Origin of the sequence: Kistimonas asteriae, from assembly GCF_018263925.1 — a bacterium.
In the GTDB taxonomy this organism is placed as follows: domain Bacteria; phylum Pseudomonadota; class Gammaproteobacteria; order Pseudomonadales; family Endozoicomonadaceae; genus Kistimonas; species Kistimonas asteriae.
The window spans coordinates 87,886-108,163 of sequence record NZ_JAEVHF010000009.1; the positions used below are offsets into that span (position 1 = coordinate 87,886).

11 protein-coding genes are annotated in these 20,278 nt (G+C 49.2%); all 11 read right to left on the reverse strand.

Annotated elements, in window-relative coordinates; all coding sequences use genetic code 11:
* Positions 1-50: 50 nt before the first annotated feature.
* Positions 51-1,115 (reverse strand): MrcB family domain-containing protein, encoded by a 1,065-nt coding sequence (locus KHS78_RS11710; RefSeq protein ID WP_211828652.1) that lies wholly within the window; start codon positions 1,113-1,115, stop codon positions 51-53.
* Positions 1,116-1,314: 199 nt separating this feature from the next.
* A complete protein-coding gene (locus KHS78_RS11715) occupies positions 1,315-1,722 on the reverse strand; it encodes a hypothetical protein (protein ID WP_211828653.1) in 408 nt (135 codons plus the stop codon).
* A 268-nt stretch (positions 1,723-1,990) separates the two neighbouring features.
* Positions 1,991-2,359, reverse strand: coding sequence for a hypothetical protein (locus KHS78_RS11720; RefSeq protein ID WP_211828654.1), 369 nt, complete (start codon positions 2,357-2,359; stop codon positions 1,991-1,993).
* Between the two features lie 129 nt (positions 2,360-2,488).
* A complete protein-coding gene (locus KHS78_RS11725) occupies positions 2,489-2,926 on the reverse strand; it encodes a hypothetical protein (RefSeq protein ID WP_211828655.1) in 438 nt (145 codons plus the stop codon).
* Positions 2,919-4,718 carry a GmrSD restriction endonuclease domain-containing protein gene (locus tag KHS78_RS11730; RefSeq protein WP_211828656.1) on the reverse strand — a complete coding sequence of 600 codons (1,800 nt, stop codon included), beginning with the start codon at positions 4,716-4,718 and terminating at the stop codon, positions 2,919-2,921. The genes KHS78_RS11725 and KHS78_RS11730 overlap by 8 nt, the downstream gene beginning before the upstream one ends.
* Before the next feature lie 174 nt (positions 4,719-4,892).
* A complete protein-coding gene (locus KHS78_RS11735; RefSeq protein WP_211828657.1) occupies positions 4,893-5,414 on the reverse strand; it encodes a hypothetical protein in 522 nt (173 codons plus the stop codon).
* 11 nt (positions 5,415-5,425) lie between these two features.
* A complete protein-coding gene (locus tag KHS78_RS11740; protein ID WP_211828659.1) occupies positions 5,426-6,442 on the reverse strand; it encodes a hypothetical protein in 1,017 nt (338 codons plus the stop codon).
* 417 nt (positions 6,443-6,859) lie between these two features.
* On the reverse strand, positions 6,860-16,096 hold the full coding sequence (locus KHS78_RS11745; RefSeq protein WP_211828660.1) for an LPD38 domain-containing protein: 9,237 nt from the start codon (positions 16,094-16,096) through the stop codon (positions 6,860-6,862).
* 111 nt (positions 16,097-16,207) lie between these two features.
* Positions 16,208-17,344 carry a hypothetical protein gene (locus tag KHS78_RS11750; protein ID WP_211828661.1) on the reverse strand — a complete coding sequence of 379 codons (1,137 nt, stop codon included), beginning with the start codon at positions 17,342-17,344 and terminating at the stop codon, positions 16,208-16,210.
* A complete protein-coding gene (locus KHS78_RS11755) occupies positions 17,344-18,177 on the reverse strand; it encodes a hypothetical protein (RefSeq protein WP_211828662.1) in 834 nt (277 codons plus the stop codon). The genes KHS78_RS11750 and KHS78_RS11755 overlap by 1 nt, the downstream gene beginning before the upstream one ends.
* 2 nt (positions 18,178-18,179) lie before the next feature.
* A complete protein-coding gene (locus KHS78_RS11760; protein ID WP_211828663.1) occupies positions 18,180-20,276 on the reverse strand; it encodes a hypothetical protein in 2,097 nt (698 codons plus the stop codon).
* Positions 20,277-20,278: the final 2 nt, after the last annotated feature.

Here is a 20,278-nt window from a genome sequence, read left to right on the forward strand (position 1 = left end):
AGCGTAATAGCGCGAGATTGCGAGTGTCCTAATTGACGTATTTTTATAATTTACTCATAGAATAAGTGTATTTTATTTGGATCAACTATTATGCCTCGTTTTTTTAAAAGCTCGATACGCTTACCAAATAATTGTTCAATTAGTGACCTTTGCTCGCTCCGTGAGGATAGATGCACTTTGCGATGACAGTTTGGGCATAATGAAACGATATTCTCAGGCACATCAATACTATAGGCGAACTCATCCTGGCACTCCATCGGAATCAAATGATGCGCCTCCATAAATTGTTGGCCCGAAGCCTTTGATATAAAAGTTAAGTGTTTTTCATCCACTTCACACTTAAAGTCTGCTTTTGCCAATGCAGCTTTAGAAATACCGGCATCTCTTGGCCAAGATTTATTAGCACCCTTAGTTTTTTGTGACTTTCTTTCAATGGGACCTGCATCAATTGCTGCAGACTCACATTCTTGAATTGCTGTTTGATATGAATCTTCTGAAATGGATGTTTTTATGTTGAGAATATTTATTCCTACAGCACCCTTGAGCTCAGAATACGCTGCAAACAGCTCTCTAAAGCTAAGTAAAAGTTCATCCTCTTTAATTTTACTTGTTAGAGAAAAATACTTACTGGCAATATTACCAAGCTCATAGCCTTTACCAAGAGGGCGTGTAGCACCTAGCTCCAACATATCTTTATCAAAGAGACTAATTGTTCTTAGGGTGTTTTGAGCCACATCTGCATTTTCTTTGATTACTATTCTCCCTCTCTTAACTCCATACTCGGTTTCGTACTGTGTCCATCCTTGATTCAGAGATATGTAAAACCCCGACATATCCGTTTTAAATAAAAGTACGATGTAATATCCGGTCTGAGCTGAAGTTGTTATAGCTGTATCAAAGAAGCACACCCAAGGTATTTCAGTAATAATGCCTTTCCCAATAGAACCAACAACTTTGAATGTTTTGGGCAGGCTCAAAAACTCAACAAATTCAACAGGGATAACGTCTACTAATTTTGACCATGAAGGAACAGCTTTTGTAGCTTTGATATATGTTGTTTTTTCAGATAAGTAGCTTTTTGAAAAATCTTCTATTAGTTCTACTATGCTTGGCATCAGTTGATATCACCTGTGTAATTTTTATGCTACCCACAAAATGTAAACATCTATTATTGATTCACTGCTTTGAAATTAGTGAGGTGTCCACAATTCGTGGGTAACTCCTGAACATAACGCCTCAATAATGGGCCGGAAAACCGCGCAGCGGTTTGGAGGTCCAGCCCCGCAGGGGCGACATTGATTGACTTGTAGTTGTTTACCGACAGTAACACCCTGTGGTGGAGCCACAACCGCTACAAGCGATAGTAGAACTGCTTGATTCTTTATCACTCTCTGGAAGCATACCCTGAAACCTGCTAACCAAATTTTGTAAGTACTCGATTTCTTTATCTTTTTCATCGATTATTGGCTTGTACTTGTTCTCGTAATTGGATGCCATGCTTGCTATTACATTTTGTTTCTCATTCCACGCCTGCTGCTCACCTGTTTTTGCATCAATGAATTTTCGCCATATAAAGCTGGCAAGCCCAATTTTCGATGAATGTCCCGCTGCCAATTCATAGTATTGAGCTTTAATGTCTTTCTTGAACTCTTCTTCTTCGGCAGAAAACTGACAGCAATTACCAGCAGTCTTTGGTACACCACATTTTCTACATCTAGTCATTTAAAGTCCCAATGGTTCGATTTACTTAATGCAACTAACAGTACGTTTATACGAGCTCCAGATAGATGCTCCGGGGGGCGACTATGTCTGGCCCACGTCCGCGCGCCAAGCTCCTAAGCCACTCACTTGCTGACAGCGTTGGAGTACACCGGAGCTAATCGGCCAGCGTATTAAACATCTTCAGAAAACACCCTGTGCGGACCCGCATGCAGGGTGTTGTGGGGGCTGAGGGTAGAGCTCCCTCGGCTACCCGATTTATGAGCATATTCTAACTTCCAAAAAGCCTACTAAAGAATCCCTTGTTCTTTCGATCTTTAGACTTTTCAAATTCTTGCAATAATGGATTAGCTGCTTTCTCTAACGGATCATGAATATCAATAAGCTTGGTGACAAGATCAAAAGTTGACTCATACTCAATTATTTCATGAGTATCTGTTTCCACAGCCGAATCAAAAAGGTGCGGAAATACATTTATCCAAGCGGTGTAATACCTTCTGCAGAACTTCTCAGTACCAAAGAGCTGACCATGCGGCCCACAAATAAGCGCATGAGTAATTATCTTTTTCACACCATTCGCAGCTTTGGCAAGCTCAATTTGCTTATCATTTAAAGTCACTAGAACTAATTTGTGCTTCATTTAATCTCTCTACTCATAACGCCCGCATCAACTGCCGGAGGCCAATGGCGCCTTTTGTGCGGTTTTTTTGGCACAAAAGGTGACAGTGGGGGGAGGTCAGATTGCAGGTGCTTGTTATGTTTTAGCTTCCTAAAGTGACTGAATTTGTTTTCTAATCGAATCAACCATAGTGCTTGCCATAGCATGATTTGATTTATTTTTACCTTCCCAGGCATCCCGTTCTTTTATGGCTTTAGCTAACTTTTCTTCAAGCTCTTCTAATTGCTTTTTTCTGTTCAAAATACATCCTCTATTTTTGTGCTCTTTACATAAAGAGTTCCAGAATTCTTTATAAGGCATTACATCTTCATGTTTAGCTCGCCAATGCGCATCAATTCCATCCCAACCATTGCCCTTGAATATATGCTTACATTCAGGACAAATTCTTGGGCGATCTTTAGATATACCTTTTTCACAACATGAACAATTCACTTTTCTCTCCCCAAAACATAACGCCTCAATCAGCCGCCGCCGTTGGCGGTCGGCTGGATTGACTTGTACCTTGCTGATAAAAGAGACTTCATTCAACTACTGATGGAGACTCAAATTCAACCAAGTCACTATCTTTTGATTTTACCTCTTGAACACCGTATTCAGAAACGATTTGAACAAATTCACAATATCTCTCTTCGATGAAGTTGTCGTAGTCGTCTACAGACATTTCATTTTTAGAGATAATCTCTAATGATTTATCATTGAATAATTGCGTCTTGTAAATTTTGTAAGCTGCGGATTGACTTCCAACAGAGTTCACTGAGTTTTTCAGTTGGTTATTTGGTGGGAAGTTTAGCCAATGTCCATTAGTCTTGGAGAACAAGAACATGGTATTCAATGCTAGATTGATTTCGGTGTCTGACTTTGTATACCCTTTTAACCCTTTTGGAGCCCATCGTGTTGGGAAAACATGATGTATTTGAGTAGAGTGCAACCCATCACCAAAGCCAATTGGTTCTCTTTGTAAAGGATCTTCTGGTTTTTTCGAGTTAATTAGACAATGAAATAGCTTTCCGATAGCACCATTGGGGCTAGCTGCCTTAATTTGTTTAGAGATATATGCGTCTTTTATCCATTTGGGCTTTTCTCTGTCGCCACCTAAAATCCATTTCTTTATATCTTCAAGATCCCTACTTTGCTTGTTATGAACTCCTTCTTGATATCTTTGCATAATTGAAGATGCAACGAACCAAGTTCTTAACTTACTTTTTGCACTGGCAATTTCAACCTGGTCTGTAATATTTTGGGAGATAAAATCAAACGCAAGTGCCATAGGTGCAAAAATGGCATCATAAGGAACCAATTTGTCGGTAACATCCAGCCCTAATCCAAGTGATGATGTTAGAAATTCACCAACAGCATCTAATTGCTGTGCAGCTTTTTCTCCATACATCTCATATGCTGTATGATCGATATTTTTTGGTAGATCTGACTTTTTAGGTGATCTTCCTGCTAAAAGAGCAACTACTTGCAGAAGTAGTTCACCATTTTTATCTATGTTATTGTAAAAGCCGTATTTTGATTTGAACTCAATTATGTCATCTTCTAACTTTACATCATGAGGGTAAAGAATTGCGACAACAAGTTCGAATGGTGTTAGTAACTTTCCACTTGTATTAATTGTTGTAAAGACCTTGCTAATTGAAGAAAGATCAAATTCATTTCCAGGCTCTATAACTGGAACTTGTAGATTAGATTTTGGCCTGAGGTGCTTCTTAACAACTTTTCTGATTATATTTTTATCTCTCTTATCGGCTATATCATCAGTTAATTCATCCAGAGTATTTTCAAACTGCCCAGTTAATAGTGGCGTCCAAAGTAGTTTGCTTTTGTGGAAATGCTCTAGTCTATCTTTTCTGCGTTTTTTTGCTGTCAAGTATCCATCATCAATTTCAAGCTCATCACAAAATTCTTTTACTGCGATTTCATCTTCAATATTGACCTTGCGCTCTTTAAGAAGTGCATCGACCTTCTTTATATCTATATAGTATTCACTTCCTTCTGCATCATCTAGGCCATAAAGAATCGATAGCCCGGCAGTTATACGTTGTTGTCCATCAAGAATAAGACTCTCACACTCTTCTTTGTGAGCTGCTTTGTTTCCAGCGCCATAAAAAGATCTCGGCCCTAGTTTGGAGCCATCATTAGATGTTAAAAAAAGAAAAGATCCAATTGGAAAACCTAGCCTTAAAGAGTCATATAAAGACATAACCTGCTTATTTGACCATTTCCACTTACGCTGAAATGCAGGAAGCTTGAAATCACCAGTTTTAGCTTTTTCAACGATTTCTGAATAATTCTGTGCGGTGGTCTTTGTGAAGCTCATTTTCAATATTTCTTGCTTTAATATTTTATTTACCTCTCATGAACTAAGAGGGGCTATACGTAATCTATGTAACTTTTCGTTTGAGGGTAACTGCATGCGTATGCAGGAGGAAGCGAGGTAACGCCTAAATCAGGTGCGCCGTAGGCGTCACCTGGATTTACTTGGTAAATGCAATTACTTTTTTCTCTGAGTTAACTTGAACAGCTTTTTATGAACCTCATCCTTTTTTATCCTCGAAGAAAAAGATGCAAGCATAAGCCTGCCTGGGTTCAGTGCCACTGTGATTGTATATAGTTGTAATAACCCAAGAATACCAAGAAAAGAGTAACTAACACCTCTTATCCAAAACACATATTTATGAGTAGTTATCATTTCTTTTAAGATTGGAGCAAATATTTGTATCACCAATGTACTGGCAATTATTATTAGTGAATAGATTATTGGCAATATCAAAGCTCTTGTTTTTGCTAGCTCTTCAATTTTGCCACTTATGTCATGCTTGCCAAATATTTTATTAAATGACTCAGGGCTAAATATGGCTAGCCATATCCCCATAACACCGAAGACGAATGATGCAATATCTCGTATTGAGTCATAAACATCTTTTTGATCAGAGTAAGATATCTTTTGACCGTAGTTGAATAGCACCCATATTGTACTCAGCAGCAATAGAGACAATATAATCTTCTTTATCATGTTATCTCCATTTAATCTAGTGATCGAAATATTCTATCCTGATTTTGCTGCAAAGATCTGATCAAAGATTGAGCATTAATAACCTCATCATTATCTCTTGTTATATCCAAGTCAACTTCATCCTTTGCCGATGAGTGACTTAGCCAATATGTGTTTCCGGCAATATTGAAACCAATATCGTCCCATCTGGTTTCATTGTTCTCATTCCACTCGCTTATCATCTGGTCTAGCTGTTCAGGGCTTGGTGTATAGCTTACTTCATACTTCACTTTTACATCAGTTTCTGCGTGAGTAACATCTTGAAGCAGTACCCTATCCATCATCCTTTGAAGAAAGTTTCTATCATCTGTTTCAGTGATCGATAATCTGTTTTTTCTTATTATCTTTGTAATTCTATTCGAATTTTGAGATATATATTCAATCTTACCATCTTTTTTGTAAATTGAATCATGAAACTTAGAATATAAAGATTGAATTTCATCTGTATCTGCTTCACGATATCCCATGATCAAATTTTGTTCGCCATCATCAGTTTCTTCAGTAACAGCATATGATGAAAACTTGGCCATAAACTCATTTATGTATTTTGCAAAGTTTTTATGGCCATTTTTACTATGATGAAACCGTACTGTTGCGAGCAGGTTTTGCTCAGGAATAATCCAGAAGTACGTTGCATAACCCGGAATAGTATTTTCAGGAAACTCATTAAAACTGAATGATGGGTTTGTTAGTGTACTATCTGCTGAAATTGCAGCAACAGCATTGCTTTGTGTTGTAGGGATTTGATTCCACATTGAAACAAGATACTGAGTCCCGCGCTGTACACAGTTTAGGCAATATGACTTTTCAAGTTCTTCTCCATCACGTACTTCATATGTTCCTCTCTGAACTAATGTAAGATTACTTATCCAGTTCCCTAAATCAGATAATACTGATGCTACATCTCCAAATTCAGACTCCTGTCTTCCATATTTATAATACCCACAGGAATTGATTTGATAGAAAAGAATTTTTGCTTCTTCAGACATGTTTTTCCTACATGTTAGTGATGATGTTGATTGAGCATTTAAAGTGTACTTATGCGAACTCTGTTCGCCTAAGTACCGGATGCATTACTTATACGAATCTACGTTCTACATTGTCCTGGATGGATCACCACTGATTCAATCCAGTTCGGGCAGTTACACGCAGGCTCTAGCCATTCCGCAACCACGCTACCGCCCGAAGGGGTCGCACGGTGGTTTTGTGACCGGCGGAGCATGGGCCTCGGTAGCTCGATGTTGAACGGTTGTTCTATAAATGGTGCTTATCTAATCACATTTAGGAAGGGGGGGCTATTGCTTGGAGGGGGTATCGCTTAGGTAGTTTTCCCAGCTCGCCGATCCGTTAAGCTGGAATAGACAAGCTGAAAAAAAATCCGTTGACTATGCAGGGGGGGGGAGCGATCAGTTCCCATACTTCCTTGCCGCGTCCCGATAGGCTGCATTTATCTGCCGATTCAGGGCCTCAATTCTTTGCCGCTTAAGACCGGAACTCATAAAGCGGTTATCCAATAACGTTCTAACCTGCTTGCGTAGCTCGCTGATCTTGCGAGAGTTCCGGTTGATACCCTTGCGCTTGCTCAGTGTGGCGTCGTGCTCCTTCTGAAGCGCTGCCGCCTTGCCTGCCAAGCCCTGCTTCTGGTACGACTTAATTGTTGCAGACAGCTCGTTAGCCTCGCGCATCATCTCATACAGCTCTGTGCTGTAGCGGGTTGCTCCCGGCTCCTTACCTCGCAAGAAAGAACCGAGTACCGGGATATGCTTAATACTGGCTTCAGGCTTATCCGGCGTATCTCGCACTTTACGGGAAAGGCCGTCAGCCCCCATAAGCGCATAACTACCCAACGTGCCGAAATATCCCCTGAACAGGTATTCAAGTCGCTTGGGTGAACGCATCCATTCCGGTGCAGCGTCCGGCATAGCCTCCGCTACCGCCTTCATGGTTTCCGAAGTCCAGGGCGTGTACTGACTCTCCGGTGTCTGGTACTGCATCCCCAGCGACAGGATAGGCGCACCGGTAAAGCTGTTTGTGTTGGTGCCAACATCAACAGCCGGAGCCATGAACTGTGGCATGCTCAACGCAAACACATCAGTCAGAACGCCGCCGATCATCTTACCGGCCCATTCACCATCCTCACCGTTAAAGATCACGTTATTGGCAATTTCCGGAACCGTGGCAAAGATAGCGCCCATCTCGAACGGCTTAGGTATCCGATAATGGTTACCCTCGCCGTCCCAGTAATGGTGCCAGGTCAGCTTTTCATGTTCTGGTAATGACTTGTACCGCTCATCGTCGGCAAACAGGGACCAGAGCGCGATACTGGCAGCCATGTAGATTGAACCGCGTAACAGCATTGCTGACGGGTTTTCAATGCCACCACGAGCCAGACGATCAAGCCCTTGTATCCGTGCATTCAGGAACGGAATAATCTCTGTCAGTATTCGGGTCGCCTGCCATTTACCGCGGCGGGTGAAGTTAAGAACGTCCTGCGCCTGGTGCGCGGCTTCCGCAATACTGGCTCCCTTGGCGATAGCATCCTCATACACAGCGAGCCTGTTCGCATTTTCGAACCGTCCCCCGAACTTCTGCCACTTCTGCCAACCTTTAGACAGGTCATCTATTGCGCGGCGGTGGTGCGCCTTGTACTGCCCTGGTGTTATGTTGCCGCGAATGTTGTCCGGGGTGATTTCATAGAATCCGCCACTGCCACCACCAGCCATCATCAGCGCCCAATGCTCATCAGACTCAAGCCCGTTAGCCACCCTTTTCATTGCCGTGCTCATAGAAGCATGAAGGGTCTTGCCGTTGATATCGGGGTGTACGGTCATCCAGGTCGACAGGGTATCCCTGACAAAGTTACGCGCCATGAATCCGGGGTCTGACGTTACCAGGTTGGTTAATAGCCGTTTGGGGAAGGCAAATATTTTCAGGATACCGTTCAGGGTATCCGGCCCCATTGCCTGCATGGTTTCAAGTAACTGCTGATCGTGCACCTGGTACACGTCCGTTTTACCGTCGCGAGACACCTTGACTGCTCCCTCGCCTAAGTCCTGAAACTTAACCAGCATATTGCCCCAGCGTTTCACCTGCTCATCGGTGAGGCTGTCGCCTTCTTTGATGACTCCAAGGTCGACTAACCGATCTTTCACCTGGTCGGAGGTCATGCGGTCGCCTGCGCGGGTTTTCTCCATAACACCGGCATCGGTGCCAATGTCGGCAATACGCTGCATGGCGATATTTTTCATGCTGGCATCAATCAGGCTTTCGGTGTTGCGATAGATCGCTTCCAGTGGGCTTATCTGTTCAACACCCCCTTCAAGACGTTTGATACCGCTTTTCTGGTTGCTCAATCCCTTGCGGCGTAACAGGCTGTTCTGACTACCGTCGTCGAGGCGGTTTACACGGTGGAATGGCAGGTAGTCATCAGACTCCCATAGTTTTCGATCTTCAGCGTTAATCAGTCCTGCATCTTCGGCAAAATCAAGAACCTGCCGGTTGAATTGCTGGTAGTCCTTCTGTACCTGCTGGAATTGTTTTTTCAGGTCTGGTCGTGCGTCAACGTAGCGGTTAATGCTGTCGATGTCGGCCTGGGTAAACAGGTTTTCACGGCCATCCCTTAATAGTCGTTGAGCTCGTTGCGCTGCTGCCCAATGCTCCCATAGCTCCAAGTTGCCCGCTTTGGCGATTGGCTCCATGATCTCCAGCAAGCCTTTGCTACCCTTGCGAACAATGACGCTGCCCTTCTCCAGCATGGGTGTACCCTTGCCGAGAATAGCTGTCATCATGCCGCTGAGGTTCTTAGTGCGCAGGGTTGCTTTATAGGCTGAATCACTGGCCTCTTTCAGGTTACCGTCGTTCGATGACTTCTCCAGTCGGGCGATAGGGTCAAACTGATCAATGATGCCGGCGTAGGCACGACTGGCGTATTCTTTCCATGTGTTCTTGTCGGCCAGCTCCATATCGCTGAACCAGTCTTTCACCCGCTCTACAATACCTTGCTGCTGTCGAACACCTGCGTTAGTGCGGCGCATAGCCTCAGCTATGTCTTCAGGTAGGCCGTCGATAACGTCAATGGAAGCGGTGCGGTAGCGGTTGGAACTATCTGAGTCTTCAGAATGGAACTTTTCAGTACGGCCTGGGTCTTTATTAGCTGACGACCTTGCAGTTGGCTGGATCGCTACGCTTCCCTCTTTTGTGGTGTCGCTAGCCCCAGAGATTCCGGCAAGGTCGTCTTTCTTTCCGCCTCCCGGTCCGTCCGGGTTGTTTTCACCCTTCAGCTTCTTCCGTGCCGCTTCCAGCAATTCAACCACATCATCCTGCGTCCAGTTCAGATCGGGAAACAGTTGGCGCAGTACCCGGCGAACCTTGGAGATAAACCGCTTGAGTGTGCTGCTGGTCGGATTGGTTTCGGCAAGGTGCGCCAGGTATTCCTCGGCAATCACCGCCTTGCGGGTCTGCTCATCCATGCCGGAAAGCTGGCCACCATAGCTGCTCTCAATGCGGGCTTTCACATCAGCCGGCATGTCGTTATGGATACGCGCCATTATGCTGTTCATGGTGCTGCCAAGCATGTTGGTTAATGCCTGATGTCCTGCGACTTCGTGCAGAATGGTTCGTACCGCATCCCGCGTGTCGCTCAGGTTGGCGGCAACAATCCAAGCTTGCCCGCTCCTGCGGTCAAAGACGCCTTTGATGCCGTTTGCACTGTCACGCTTCATGCCGTCGCGTACGTGTTGCGGTAGATCGGCTTCGGTATCAGCGACTTTCACCCGGACTCCAAGCGAATCGACAAGGCTCTCTGCTGCCTGCTCTGCACTCTGACGGTCAATGCCTGCCGACTCACTGCTCTGCTGCATCCGGTAAAGCACATCAAGGCCGTCATCCAGCTTCTTGCTGTCCAGGGTATTAATCAGCGTATCAAAGGCGCGATTAATAATTTCCCGTTCTGCTCCCTGCGGGTATGCCTGCTTCGTGTGATCGCTCAGGCTGCTGCCATCGTCCGTTACCGATTTCCAGCCTGCGGTAAGGTAGTGGTTCTTGTTGGTCAGACGGTCGTGAACGTAGCTCTCAAAGGCTCGGGCAAACAACTCAATGCTGGTGTTCCAGTAGGGCGTCTTCTTACCTTTGTCCAACGCCATCGCCCCTTTAACAAACTCTGTGGTCTGCACCTGGGGCTCGTGAAGCTTTGCAATGGCTCGGGCGTCCATTTCCTCCATCACCTGACGGTAATTGTCCGTGAACACACCACCCAAACCGTTAAGGGTGTACTTGCTTGGCCGGTAGCCGGTGGCTTTCTTCACCAGCTTGCCGATGGCTTCCACCTCATCCGTCCATGAGAAGGTTCGTGACCTGGTTCGGTACTGGCTGTTGTTAGCCTTACCTGAACGAATGACCTCTGCCAGCCGGTCAAACTCCTTCAGGTTGGCTCCGTCACCATTACTCTGCTCGATGGAAGTGCGCAACTCCTTGAGCTTGGCGTTCTCATCGTCAATGCGGCTTTGCTCCGACTTCTCGTTATTCTCAGCCGTCCGCTTGATAGCTTCCTCTATCTCTGCCTCGTTCAATGTGACGCTTGTCTTTTTCATGGCGGTCACAATATCGCGGAAAGCATTGAACACCTCCGGGCGAATATCCCGGTCGTTCGGTGCTTTTGAGGCTTCCGTTACCGAACTGGTAATGAACGGTGACTTCTCAAACCCTTGCCCCGCCATGATTGCAAAGTAATGGTCAAGTGCATGGCCCCATTCATGCGCCAGCGTACCGGCACCAGCACGACGGGTAAGGTTGATTTCATTCACGCCGGGAACAAAGTGTGCCGCCGCTCCCTTGCGGCCCTGGGCACCGAAAGCAATACCGAGCGTACCGCCAAGGGATAGCGCCTGTGGTGGTACTTCCAGCAGGTTAGCCAAATCCATAAAGGCATCATAAGCCCGGTTAAGGTGCAGCTGCCGCTCGCGGCTTGGCTCCTTGCCTCCACCCTTCATCCAATTACCGAAGTTCACGCCCCGGAAAGCAAAGGCATCTGCCAGCTCCTTGCTGGTAATATCCCGTCCTTTGCGATAGTCAGTGCCGGTCTTCTTGATATCCGTGACCAGTGTTTCAGGCTCCTGGAAGGTTTCTTCCGTTGTCCGCTTCACCAATTCACGGGCGCGTTCTATCGCAAGCTCTTGCGTGTCAAACTCGGGTTCCCGGGTACTCCATAAATGGTTCCGTTGCTTGCGCTTTATCTCCCACTTGCCGTCTTTTTCCACCACGGCATAACTACGCTGCCATGACTCCAGTTTCGCAGGCCAGCCCTGCTCTAAATCCTTTAGCCATTTTTTCGCGTCGGCAAAGGATGGCTGTACCCCTCTGACAAAACGGTTTCCACCTAACACTCCCGCCCGGTCGTTCAGCTCCTTATTCTGCCTAAAGCGCATTCGTGCCGGACCATCATAGGGAAAGAACAGATCAAGCAATGACGGCTTGCTCTGGGCATCATCCAGAATGCTCGCCCATGACCTTGTATTACCCTGGGCCTGACTGATCTCATCCGACAACAAGCCTTTGAGCGTGTCGCTCTCGCCTGCCAGGCGTTTAAGGGTTTCGTCCCGCACTAGCTCAACGGCGTCAATGTATGCCTTGATGCCCTCGTCTGACATCTTCGACGGTTTGGCCGCTACCTTGTCGTAGATGTGCTTGAGTATCCGGGCGTTAATCGGATCGATACCGCCATCAATCAACTGCTGGTAATCCGGCTTCGGCCAGACCTTTGCTTTAACGGCGAGCTTTACTTTCTCCGGGTCGGACAATCCTTTCAGGGTTTCCCAGTCAACGGCGTCACGGTTACGCAGGTTGTAGCTCAGCTCGTCGCCGTAATCTTCGGTGGTGGTTGCTTTTGCTTTAGTGCCGGCAGTCTTTTTCGTTCGCGGTTTGCTTTCAGTCTTGCGGCTCTCGGATTTGTCGGTGTTGGTATTCTCAGTGCTGGCAGAAGTGCTAGCCCCAAGCAAGTCATTTTGCCCGCGTGCTGCAGCCTGATCGCTGGCGGAATCTGAGCCAGACAATACAAAGTCATCACGCTCTTTGTCGGCATCGGCTTTCTGTTGGGTTTGCTGTTCTTGCTGGCGGGTTTCGGCTTCAGTGGCCTGCTGCTGTTCGGACTGCTGCTGAAGCTCTGCTTCGGTCTGGGTGGTTAGATCAAGGGTGGGGGAATCGCTTACCGCTTCTGCTTCGGATTCAGGGGTACCACGTTGCTCGGTTTGCTGTCCTCGGCCTGTTTCTGCTCTCTCGCCAGCCGTTTGGCTCTGCCTTCCCGAAGCGCCATAGCGAACGCTCGAGCCTGATCCTTCGTCAGTGTCATTTTCTTCCACCTGGTTATTTTGTTCATTGGCGGCGGCTTCGGCCAGCATGGACAGCTCGCGGTCTTCCGCTTCAACCGCTTTCCAGTCTTCACCGTCGAAGGTGTCCGAGTCAAGGCCAGTCTTCCCTTCAGCATAGCCAATATCGGCAAGTTCAAACTGATCGAACCAGTCATCACCTGTAGCGTTTTCCTGCTGTTTATTGGCGAAATTCTCCTTGTCTTTGGTACTACCGGTAAACTTCGGGTCAACCTCCGCGTCGTTCAATACCCGAATCAACTCTTTCCGATAAGCTGGTGACAGAGGTTCACCGTTGAGCGCGGCATTTATGGCCGGTGCTGTGGTGTTGTTGGCCTGTGCTGCACCAAAGAGCGAATCGTCACCCATCACCGCCTGATAATCATTCATGGCGTCACTGAAGCGAGGGCGTCCCCGTACCTCATCCATGATCGCATCGGTAAGGGTATTGGCTCCGAACTCTGAGCCGTCACTTTCTGTGTAGCCATAGCCCGCCAGAATGCGGCCCATATCGTCCAGGCTCTTGGCGTTCTTGCCGCGGTTCACATAGAGTGAATTGCGACCACCACCCTTCGCCTTACGCCATGCGTCAATGCTCTCCTTAACCGTTGACTCAATGGTGTCTGTGTTGATACCTCCCAGCTTGCCAATGGCAGTCAAGAGTGAATCGTCGTCCTGAATATTGGCCGTAGCACGCTTGGCAATACGGGCGCTGTGATCTGCCTCCTGCGCCACAGCCTGAAGATAGTCCCGGTACTCCTGCTGCTGGAGCCTGGTATCCACAAAAGGCTGATCGTTGGCGCTGGTTGTGCCGGTCAAGCGTTGCTGTTCTTCCGTGTTGGTTACTCGGATATCCGACACTAACGCATTGAACTCATCCATGCGTTTTGCTTCCAGAGCGGCACGGGCTTGGCGTAGCAGCTCGGTACGATTGACCGTGGCAATGGGGCGTTTGCTGGCACGAGCCTGCTCCATGGCCGCCTTTTCCAGCTTCTTAGTGTCCTTGATAAGCTGGCGTAACTGGTTGAAGCTCTCCCGGTCGCGTGGGTCGCCCTGGAACTTGCGCATGAGTTTGTTCAGCTCTGCGGCCTTGGCAGAGTACTTCTGATAGTCCGCGTCGGTGCCATCGTAGGCAAATCCCGGATGCTGGCGGGCTACCTGTTGCTCACGGCGCTCACGTCCTGCCCAGTCGATGTCTGCCAGATCGTCTGAGGCGGTACCGGTTGAATCAATGAACGTCCGGCGCTGGTCTTCAAGCTGTTCGGCCTGTGCGGTGCTCTCGTCAATGCGCCAGTAACCGTTAGCCACCTGCATTGGTGTGCCGGTCATGCGGTTACGCTGCATGTAGGCGGTGGCCTGTGCTTCGGTCTGGAACAGATCGGCAGCCTGCCCTGTGTCTACCTGCTGCTGTACCGGCTGGTTCTCCAGCACCGGGCGTGATGCCTGCTGGTACTGCTCAAACCGGGCAATGTCAGACAGAGGGATAAACTGGCCTTCCAGTACCCTGTCGAACTCTTCCGCTGTTTGTACGCGGGTAATGTTGGCTCTCTGTTGCTGCGCGTCGGGCATACCCACCAGCACATAACCACCGTTGACCTTCGCAACATGGAAGGGGTATTGGGTTAAGTCGTGCCGGCCGACATGGCGGTTCAGCTCATCCAGTGAGGCAAACGGCTTGCCGTCATTGCGTCCTATGCGCTGCTCGCCGGTTTCGTTGAACGGGTTGGATTGCGGTCTTTCAAAGCGTTCTGACTGTGCCTGCTCGGTAGGCTCTGTCCACTGGTTCCAGTTACCAGGACGGGTTTCGCGCTGCTGCTGTGCTTCCCATGGGTCTTGCGGTTGGTTCGATGGAACCGGGTTCATGCCTGTATTCAGGTTGCCTGCTACCGTTTGTGGTCTGCTGTGTGCCTGCCGCATCCGGTTTTCAAGGCTGGCGTTTTCCATAGCCAAGCGGCGAACGTCGCTCAATACCTGGTCACGCTGTGCGCGGGTATCTTCAAAGAGCTGTTTTGTCTGTGGCGTGTTGCCTAACGGGTTTGAAAGCTCACCCTCAAGGAATTTAAGCCGCTCCTCAAGCTCCGGCATCTGCTGTTCTGCCAGTGCGCTCTCGTTCAGGTTGTCACGGATACGGTTAGCGATGTCTTCCTGGCTCGCTTCAACACGGCCACGGTTCATGTAACCACCGGGCGCACCTGCTGCACCACCCACCACACCGCCAATCAGTGCGCCTGTGGCGGCGGCTTCCGGTACGTTCTGCCAAATGTCACGCTGGTCGAGAGGCGCAAGCTCCATATTAGTCGCAAGCTGCTGCCCACCGGTTTCGATGGTTTCCTGTATCGCTTCAGTGCCAGCACCGGCAAAACTGTTTTTGGTAACACCCTGCGCACCACGGCCCATAACGATTTTACCGAGTGCCGGACCGAGTACCGCCATTGAGATACCACCTGCGGCTGCGGCCTTGGCAAAGGCACCGGTCGCCAGATCATCGGCAAGGCGCTTTTTCGCTCCATCAAATGCGGCGCGGGTGTTCTCCGGGTTGACCTGGTACTCCTGCCGGTAGTACTCCTGAAAGGCGTCTGACTCGTAGAGGGTGTTGTCATCAAGCGCCATCACTTCCTGAATGGTCTGCTCGCCAGCACCACCGCCGATCATGGCGGCCCCTACCGCTCCGAAACCTGCCGCGTTACCGATGCGGTCATTCCATTTGTCCAGGGTGGCAACCTTATGTGCTGCAGCCTTGGCATCAGCGGCGCTCTCAGCGGTATCCAGTGCTTTTTTCGCCTTGCCATAACCGGAAGCCGTACGGCCTAATGCTTTCGCACCCATGCCGGCTGCACCACCACCCACCAGCATGGGAGCCATTGAGCCAAGCCCGGACAATCCGCTATACAGTAAACCTTTGCCCGTGATCTCCTGCCCGTCACCAAAGCCGAAATTCTCCACCGATTCAATGGTGGACGGTCGGCGGTCCATAGCCATTTCATCAGCCATACCACGAAGGTACTTGCTGGCAGAGTTCTGCTGGCCAAGAGTTACCCCCTGCGCCATGTCCGCTGTTGCTGACAGCGCACCGCTACCAATAGACTTCAGGCTGTCCCACTCCGACATTACGTTGCCACGTGGCGCGGTTACCTGGTCGAACTTCGCTCGGAAAGCATCGGCCTGCCCGCTACCAAGCCCGTATTGCTTGATCGCGTTTTCCTTGAAGTCATTACGGATTACTTCGCGCTGGTAGTCATCGGCGTTCTGATAGTCGTCAGACTGTAGAATCTCATCCCAATTCATCAGCATTCCTGGCTATTGGTGGCTATTGGTGCAATCTGTATTTATATACAGTTATTTTAAACCATTATGTGCTACTCCCCAACAGTGAGAATCACTGCCTGGAGTGGCGGTTTAGCGGGTATAGTTTTGCAGGTAGCGTTGCGCAGCGTAGGGGTTGGCGGTACCGGGGGTGTACTTTGGCGCTGGCGTGGTGTTCACAGCCTGCGGAGTACCGGCTGGCGGCGGTGGGTTGTTACTGCCTGTCGTCGTGTTTCCAGATTTACCCGTCAACGCATTAACCAGCTCATCTATGCTGCCAGTGTCGCGCTCGCGTGGCTGCTGCTGGTACCTGCTGCCTGTGGCAAACCCAAGCCCGCCCGGATTCTGCTCGTACCACTCGCCATAGGTTGCGGGTGTCTGGCTATGAAAGTAATTCGGGTCAGCCTTGTAGGTAGTCTGTGCTTCGCGAGGGCCGTATCGGGTAATGAAATCATCATAAGCCTGATGTCGTGCAGCTTCCGGGTCTACAAACTCAATACCTCCTTTCTCTCCCGGTTTGTTCCAGCGCCCTTCCTTGAACTCTGCCCCGGCGATTGCGCTTTCATAGGCTTTTTGTGCGGCTCCACTCGCACCTTCCGCCAACTCCTTACTGCCAAGGATACTTTCGCGGGCCGGTACGGTGGTGCCTTTCATTTGTACCGTGTAGTTGTTCATGTTGGACAACTGCTCTTCCAGCTTGGCCAAACTCACACGCTTCAGGGGTTGGCCGTCCTTACCCATGATGCTGACAATCTGATTGCCTTTCTCGTCCTGGTCGATACTCACACCTGCGGCATTGTTGATGCTGCTATAAGCATTGCCATTAAGAATCCGGGTTGCGTCCTCTAACTTGCCCTCCTTGAGCGACTTCAGGAAAGCACCGGCATCCTCAGCGGCTTTGTAGTCTACCTGGTAGCGTGTGTTGGAGTTTTGTGTGGTGGCGTCTGGCGCATATTGGGTATTGCCACGGCTCCCGGCAATGGGCCGGCCCCGTCCGTGAAACTGGGCATAATCGTTCCAGCTATCGCGCCACTGGTTATGCTCATCATTAGCCATTTTCTGCTTGGTCGCATCCATGGCAACCCGGTTACTTTCAAGCTGCTGGCGGCGCAAGGCATCGGTATAACGCTGTGACTTACGGCGCTCTGATTCTCGCTCACTCAGGCTAGGCACACTGCCGATACTGTCATACTTGGTATTCCAACGGCTTCCGTCATCTGCGGTGTACATTAGTAGGCGCTCCCTATTTTAGAGTCAGTGATACCCATACCGGGTGTCAGCTCCAGAGTTTCAACCATGCCGTTTTTCCAGCGGTCTGACGCCTGCCCGTAAAACTGGTTTTGCAGTCCGGCAATCTGGCCGACTTTGCTCTGGTTGGCCTGCACATTGAACTGTCGAGCCTGCTCATTGAGCGCATCATACTTGTACTTCTCGTTGGTAAGCTGCTGCCCCATGCTGGCGTAGGAATTGATGGCGTTACCGTAGGCATTCATGCCCTGGTTACTCAGGCCAAGCCCCATTTGTGCCGCCTGCATGCGCTCGTTCATATCCTCGTCGCGTGCCTGCTGGCGTACCTGGTTCTGGTTGGCGCTGTACCCTGCCGCCTTGCTCAGTGAATTGCCGGTCTTCATAGCGGCATAGCGGCCTGAATTGGGGTTCACCCCCATGCGCTGCAGTGCGCGGTTGGCTTCCGCTTCCATGCCGTCAGCATTAGCGCTGTACCGTGCGCCACTGTCGGCAAGGCGCTGATTCAGCTCTGCCCCACTGACACCGGCATTCTGGGCAATGTATTCGTACTGAGGCTTGTACTGATCAAAGAGATCAAACAGGTCATCACCGTACTCGGTGATCTGATCGACTAATCCCTGCTGCTGCTCAAGGTTGAGGTCTTGCTGTATCTGCTCAGGGTTGTACTGGTAGTAACTGTTAAACCCTTCATCCTTAAAGTCAGACTGAAGGTAATCTTCAAGTCCTTCATTCATGCCATAGAACTGATCAACACTTGGCTGGTATGTGTCTGGCTGGTAGGCGGTGGCCAGGTTATCCGTGTACAGCAGCTTCATGGTTATTCTCCCGTAGCGGTCCAGTTAATGACGGAATTGGATAAGGAAACGTCTGTTGCACCCTTCTCATAGGTGGCGGTATCGACTTCGAGTAAATTGGTTTCGGTGGTACCGGGTTGCACCTGTCGGCTGTAATGGAAGGTTGCCCGAACATTGGAAACGGACACTGACAGGTAACCGGAGTCCACCCATACCGCGTAACCGTCTGTGGTACTTAACAGCTTCTCGCTGACATTGGCCTGAATGAAGTTATCGACACGCCCCGTTTTGTTAAACAAGTCTTCATAAATGAATTGGCCACTAACAGAATCCGTGTCTGCCCATGCGCTTGTGTATTGCGTTGACGGCGAAACGGCGCGAATGCGCTGTAATCCGTTCTTGGTCAGATACTTTAAATCCGCCTCGCCCTGCTGGTAGTAATAAACCGGCGTCATGCCCTGCCACTCCCTGACATAACCGGTACGGGCTTTGACTTCCGCTTGAAGGTCATACACATAGACGACTTTATCCAGCGTCCATCCAGACATGCTGGGCGGTGTGGCAGTCAGTGAATGATTTTCCCAACCAGAGCTATCGCTGGTTTTGGTCACGCTGATATTGGAGCCGGTAACCTGTCGCGTCGTGTACTCATACTGCGGCTCACCACTTTCAAAGGTACCAATATCGTCAAAGTAATTAGCGGTCACCTTTACATCGGTGGCGTTGTTGACGTTGGATGACAGGGAAAAAGAGGCACTGTTCAGGCTATGCAACAAAACGTCTTTTTGATCGACAATAACCCAAGAGCCCAACGTATTTTTGTATCGCAGTGACACCTTGGCCTTACGCTTTTGGTAGAGGTTTCCGCTGCCGGTATGCCTGGAGCTGGCCACACGGCCCGCGTAGCTGACACGTTGAAGGTTCTGTATGCCGGTTTCAATAAACTCTATCGGCATTGAAGCGGCGCTTGATGTCTGACTAAAGCTCTTGGCCTGGGTCTGCCCCCCGGCTGACAGCACCAGCCTTGCCGTTGGCGTAAACAACCATGCGCCAGCTTCGCTAGGATGTGGCTCTGGTGCTGTGTTGAACAGTTCAAGACGCTGACTTTGGTCGGAATAGTCTTTGTTATAGATACCGATATCGCGGGGATACAGGGTAATTTGTGGCTGGCTTTTAAAGTATGCCGGAATCTTCACCTGCTGCCCGGATACAGCGGTGCCAGTTTCTATCCTGCGTACTTCCTTGTACGGTACATGGCCAACACCTGCCGCATAAACAAACGACTGAATGCTGCCATTTTTGATGACCATATAATCGTTGTTCTGGATACCATCAGGCCCAGTGACAATGAGATAGCCGTTACCGTCCGTCGATGTACCCATTTCCAGTGAGCCACTGCCCACGGTTAAGAGTGAACCGTGTTTTAACTCCCCGCTTTCAAGCTGACTGATATTAACGGCGCCATTCACGGCAACGTCACTGTTAAGGGCAATCACCCACTCCGGTGCTGCTTCCGTTCCCCGATTGATAACGGTAAACGGCTGCGTTGCTATCTCGGGATGCTGGAGAATCAAATCCTGCACGGTGATAACCATGCTGCCCCGGCCAGGGACACCGGCCACCTGGTTGAATTGGCTTTTCAGCCCGTTCTTATTGACGTGCCGTATCCAGTAAAAATACTCAGTGGTGCTTGAGGTAATGTCGGTGTAGCGAGCCTGCTCGGCCTCGTGAACCATTTGCGCTTGGCTAACATCATCAACCTGCGCCCGGTACACTTCGGTTTGCGCATGTCCTTTGTAGTTAGCTGGCTGCCAGGACACCAGGACTGCACCAAAAGCACTTGCGGTTTGCAGGCCGTTCGGTGTCGTTGGAGTATCCGCCCGCTCTGCCGGTATTTCACTCTCAGCTCCAGGGTCAAATGGTTTCAGGCTATCGGTAATGCTGGCGTTGGGCTTTGACGGGGAGTTGAGCGCACCGGGGTTTGCTTCAACAACCCCAAGGTCGGCAAGATCACGTACCATTAGAACCCGGTCACCGGCATTCCCTGTACGCCCCAGCATGGTATCAATGATCTGTCGCACATAGCGGTCAACATTTGAAGGAAGTGATGGAAAGCCCATTC

Coding starts and splice junctions, on each gene's coding strand:
- KHS78_RS11710 (WP_211828652.1), bottom strand. CDS start 1,115: ATGCCAAGCATAGTAGAACTAATAGAAGATTTTTCAAAAAGCTACTTA.
- KHS78_RS11715 (WP_211828653.1), bottom strand. CDS start 1,722: ATGACTAGATGTAGAAAATGTGGTGTACCAAAGACTGCTGGTAATTGC.
- KHS78_RS11720 (WP_211828654.1), bottom strand. CDS start 2,359: ATGAAGCACAAATTAGTTCTAGTGACTTTAAATGATAAGCAAATTGAG.
- KHS78_RS11730 (WP_211828656.1), bottom strand. CDS start 4,718: ATGAGCTTCACAAAGACCACCGCACAGAATTATTCAGAAATCGTTGAA.
- KHS78_RS11735 (WP_211828657.1), bottom strand. CDS start 5,414: ATGATAAAGAAGATTATATTGTCTCTATTGCTGCTGAGTACAATATGG.
- KHS78_RS11740 (WP_211828659.1), bottom strand. CDS start 6,442: ATGTCTGAAGAAGCAAAAATTCTTTTCTATCAAATCAATTCCTGTGGG.
- KHS78_RS11745 (WP_211828660.1), bottom strand. CDS start 16,096: ATGAATTGGGATGAGATTCTACAGTCTGACGACTATCAGAACGCCGAT.
- KHS78_RS11750 (WP_211828661.1), bottom strand. CDS start 17,344: ATGTACACCGCAGATGACGGAAGCCGTTGGAATACCAAGTATGACAGT.
- KHS78_RS11755 (WP_211828662.1), bottom strand. CDS start 18,177: ATGAAGCTGCTGTACACGGATAACCTGGCCACCGCCTACCAGCCAGAC.
- KHS78_RS11760 (WP_211828663.1), bottom strand. CDS start 20,276: ATGGGCTTTCCATCACTTCCTTCAAATGTTGACCGCTATGTGCGACAG.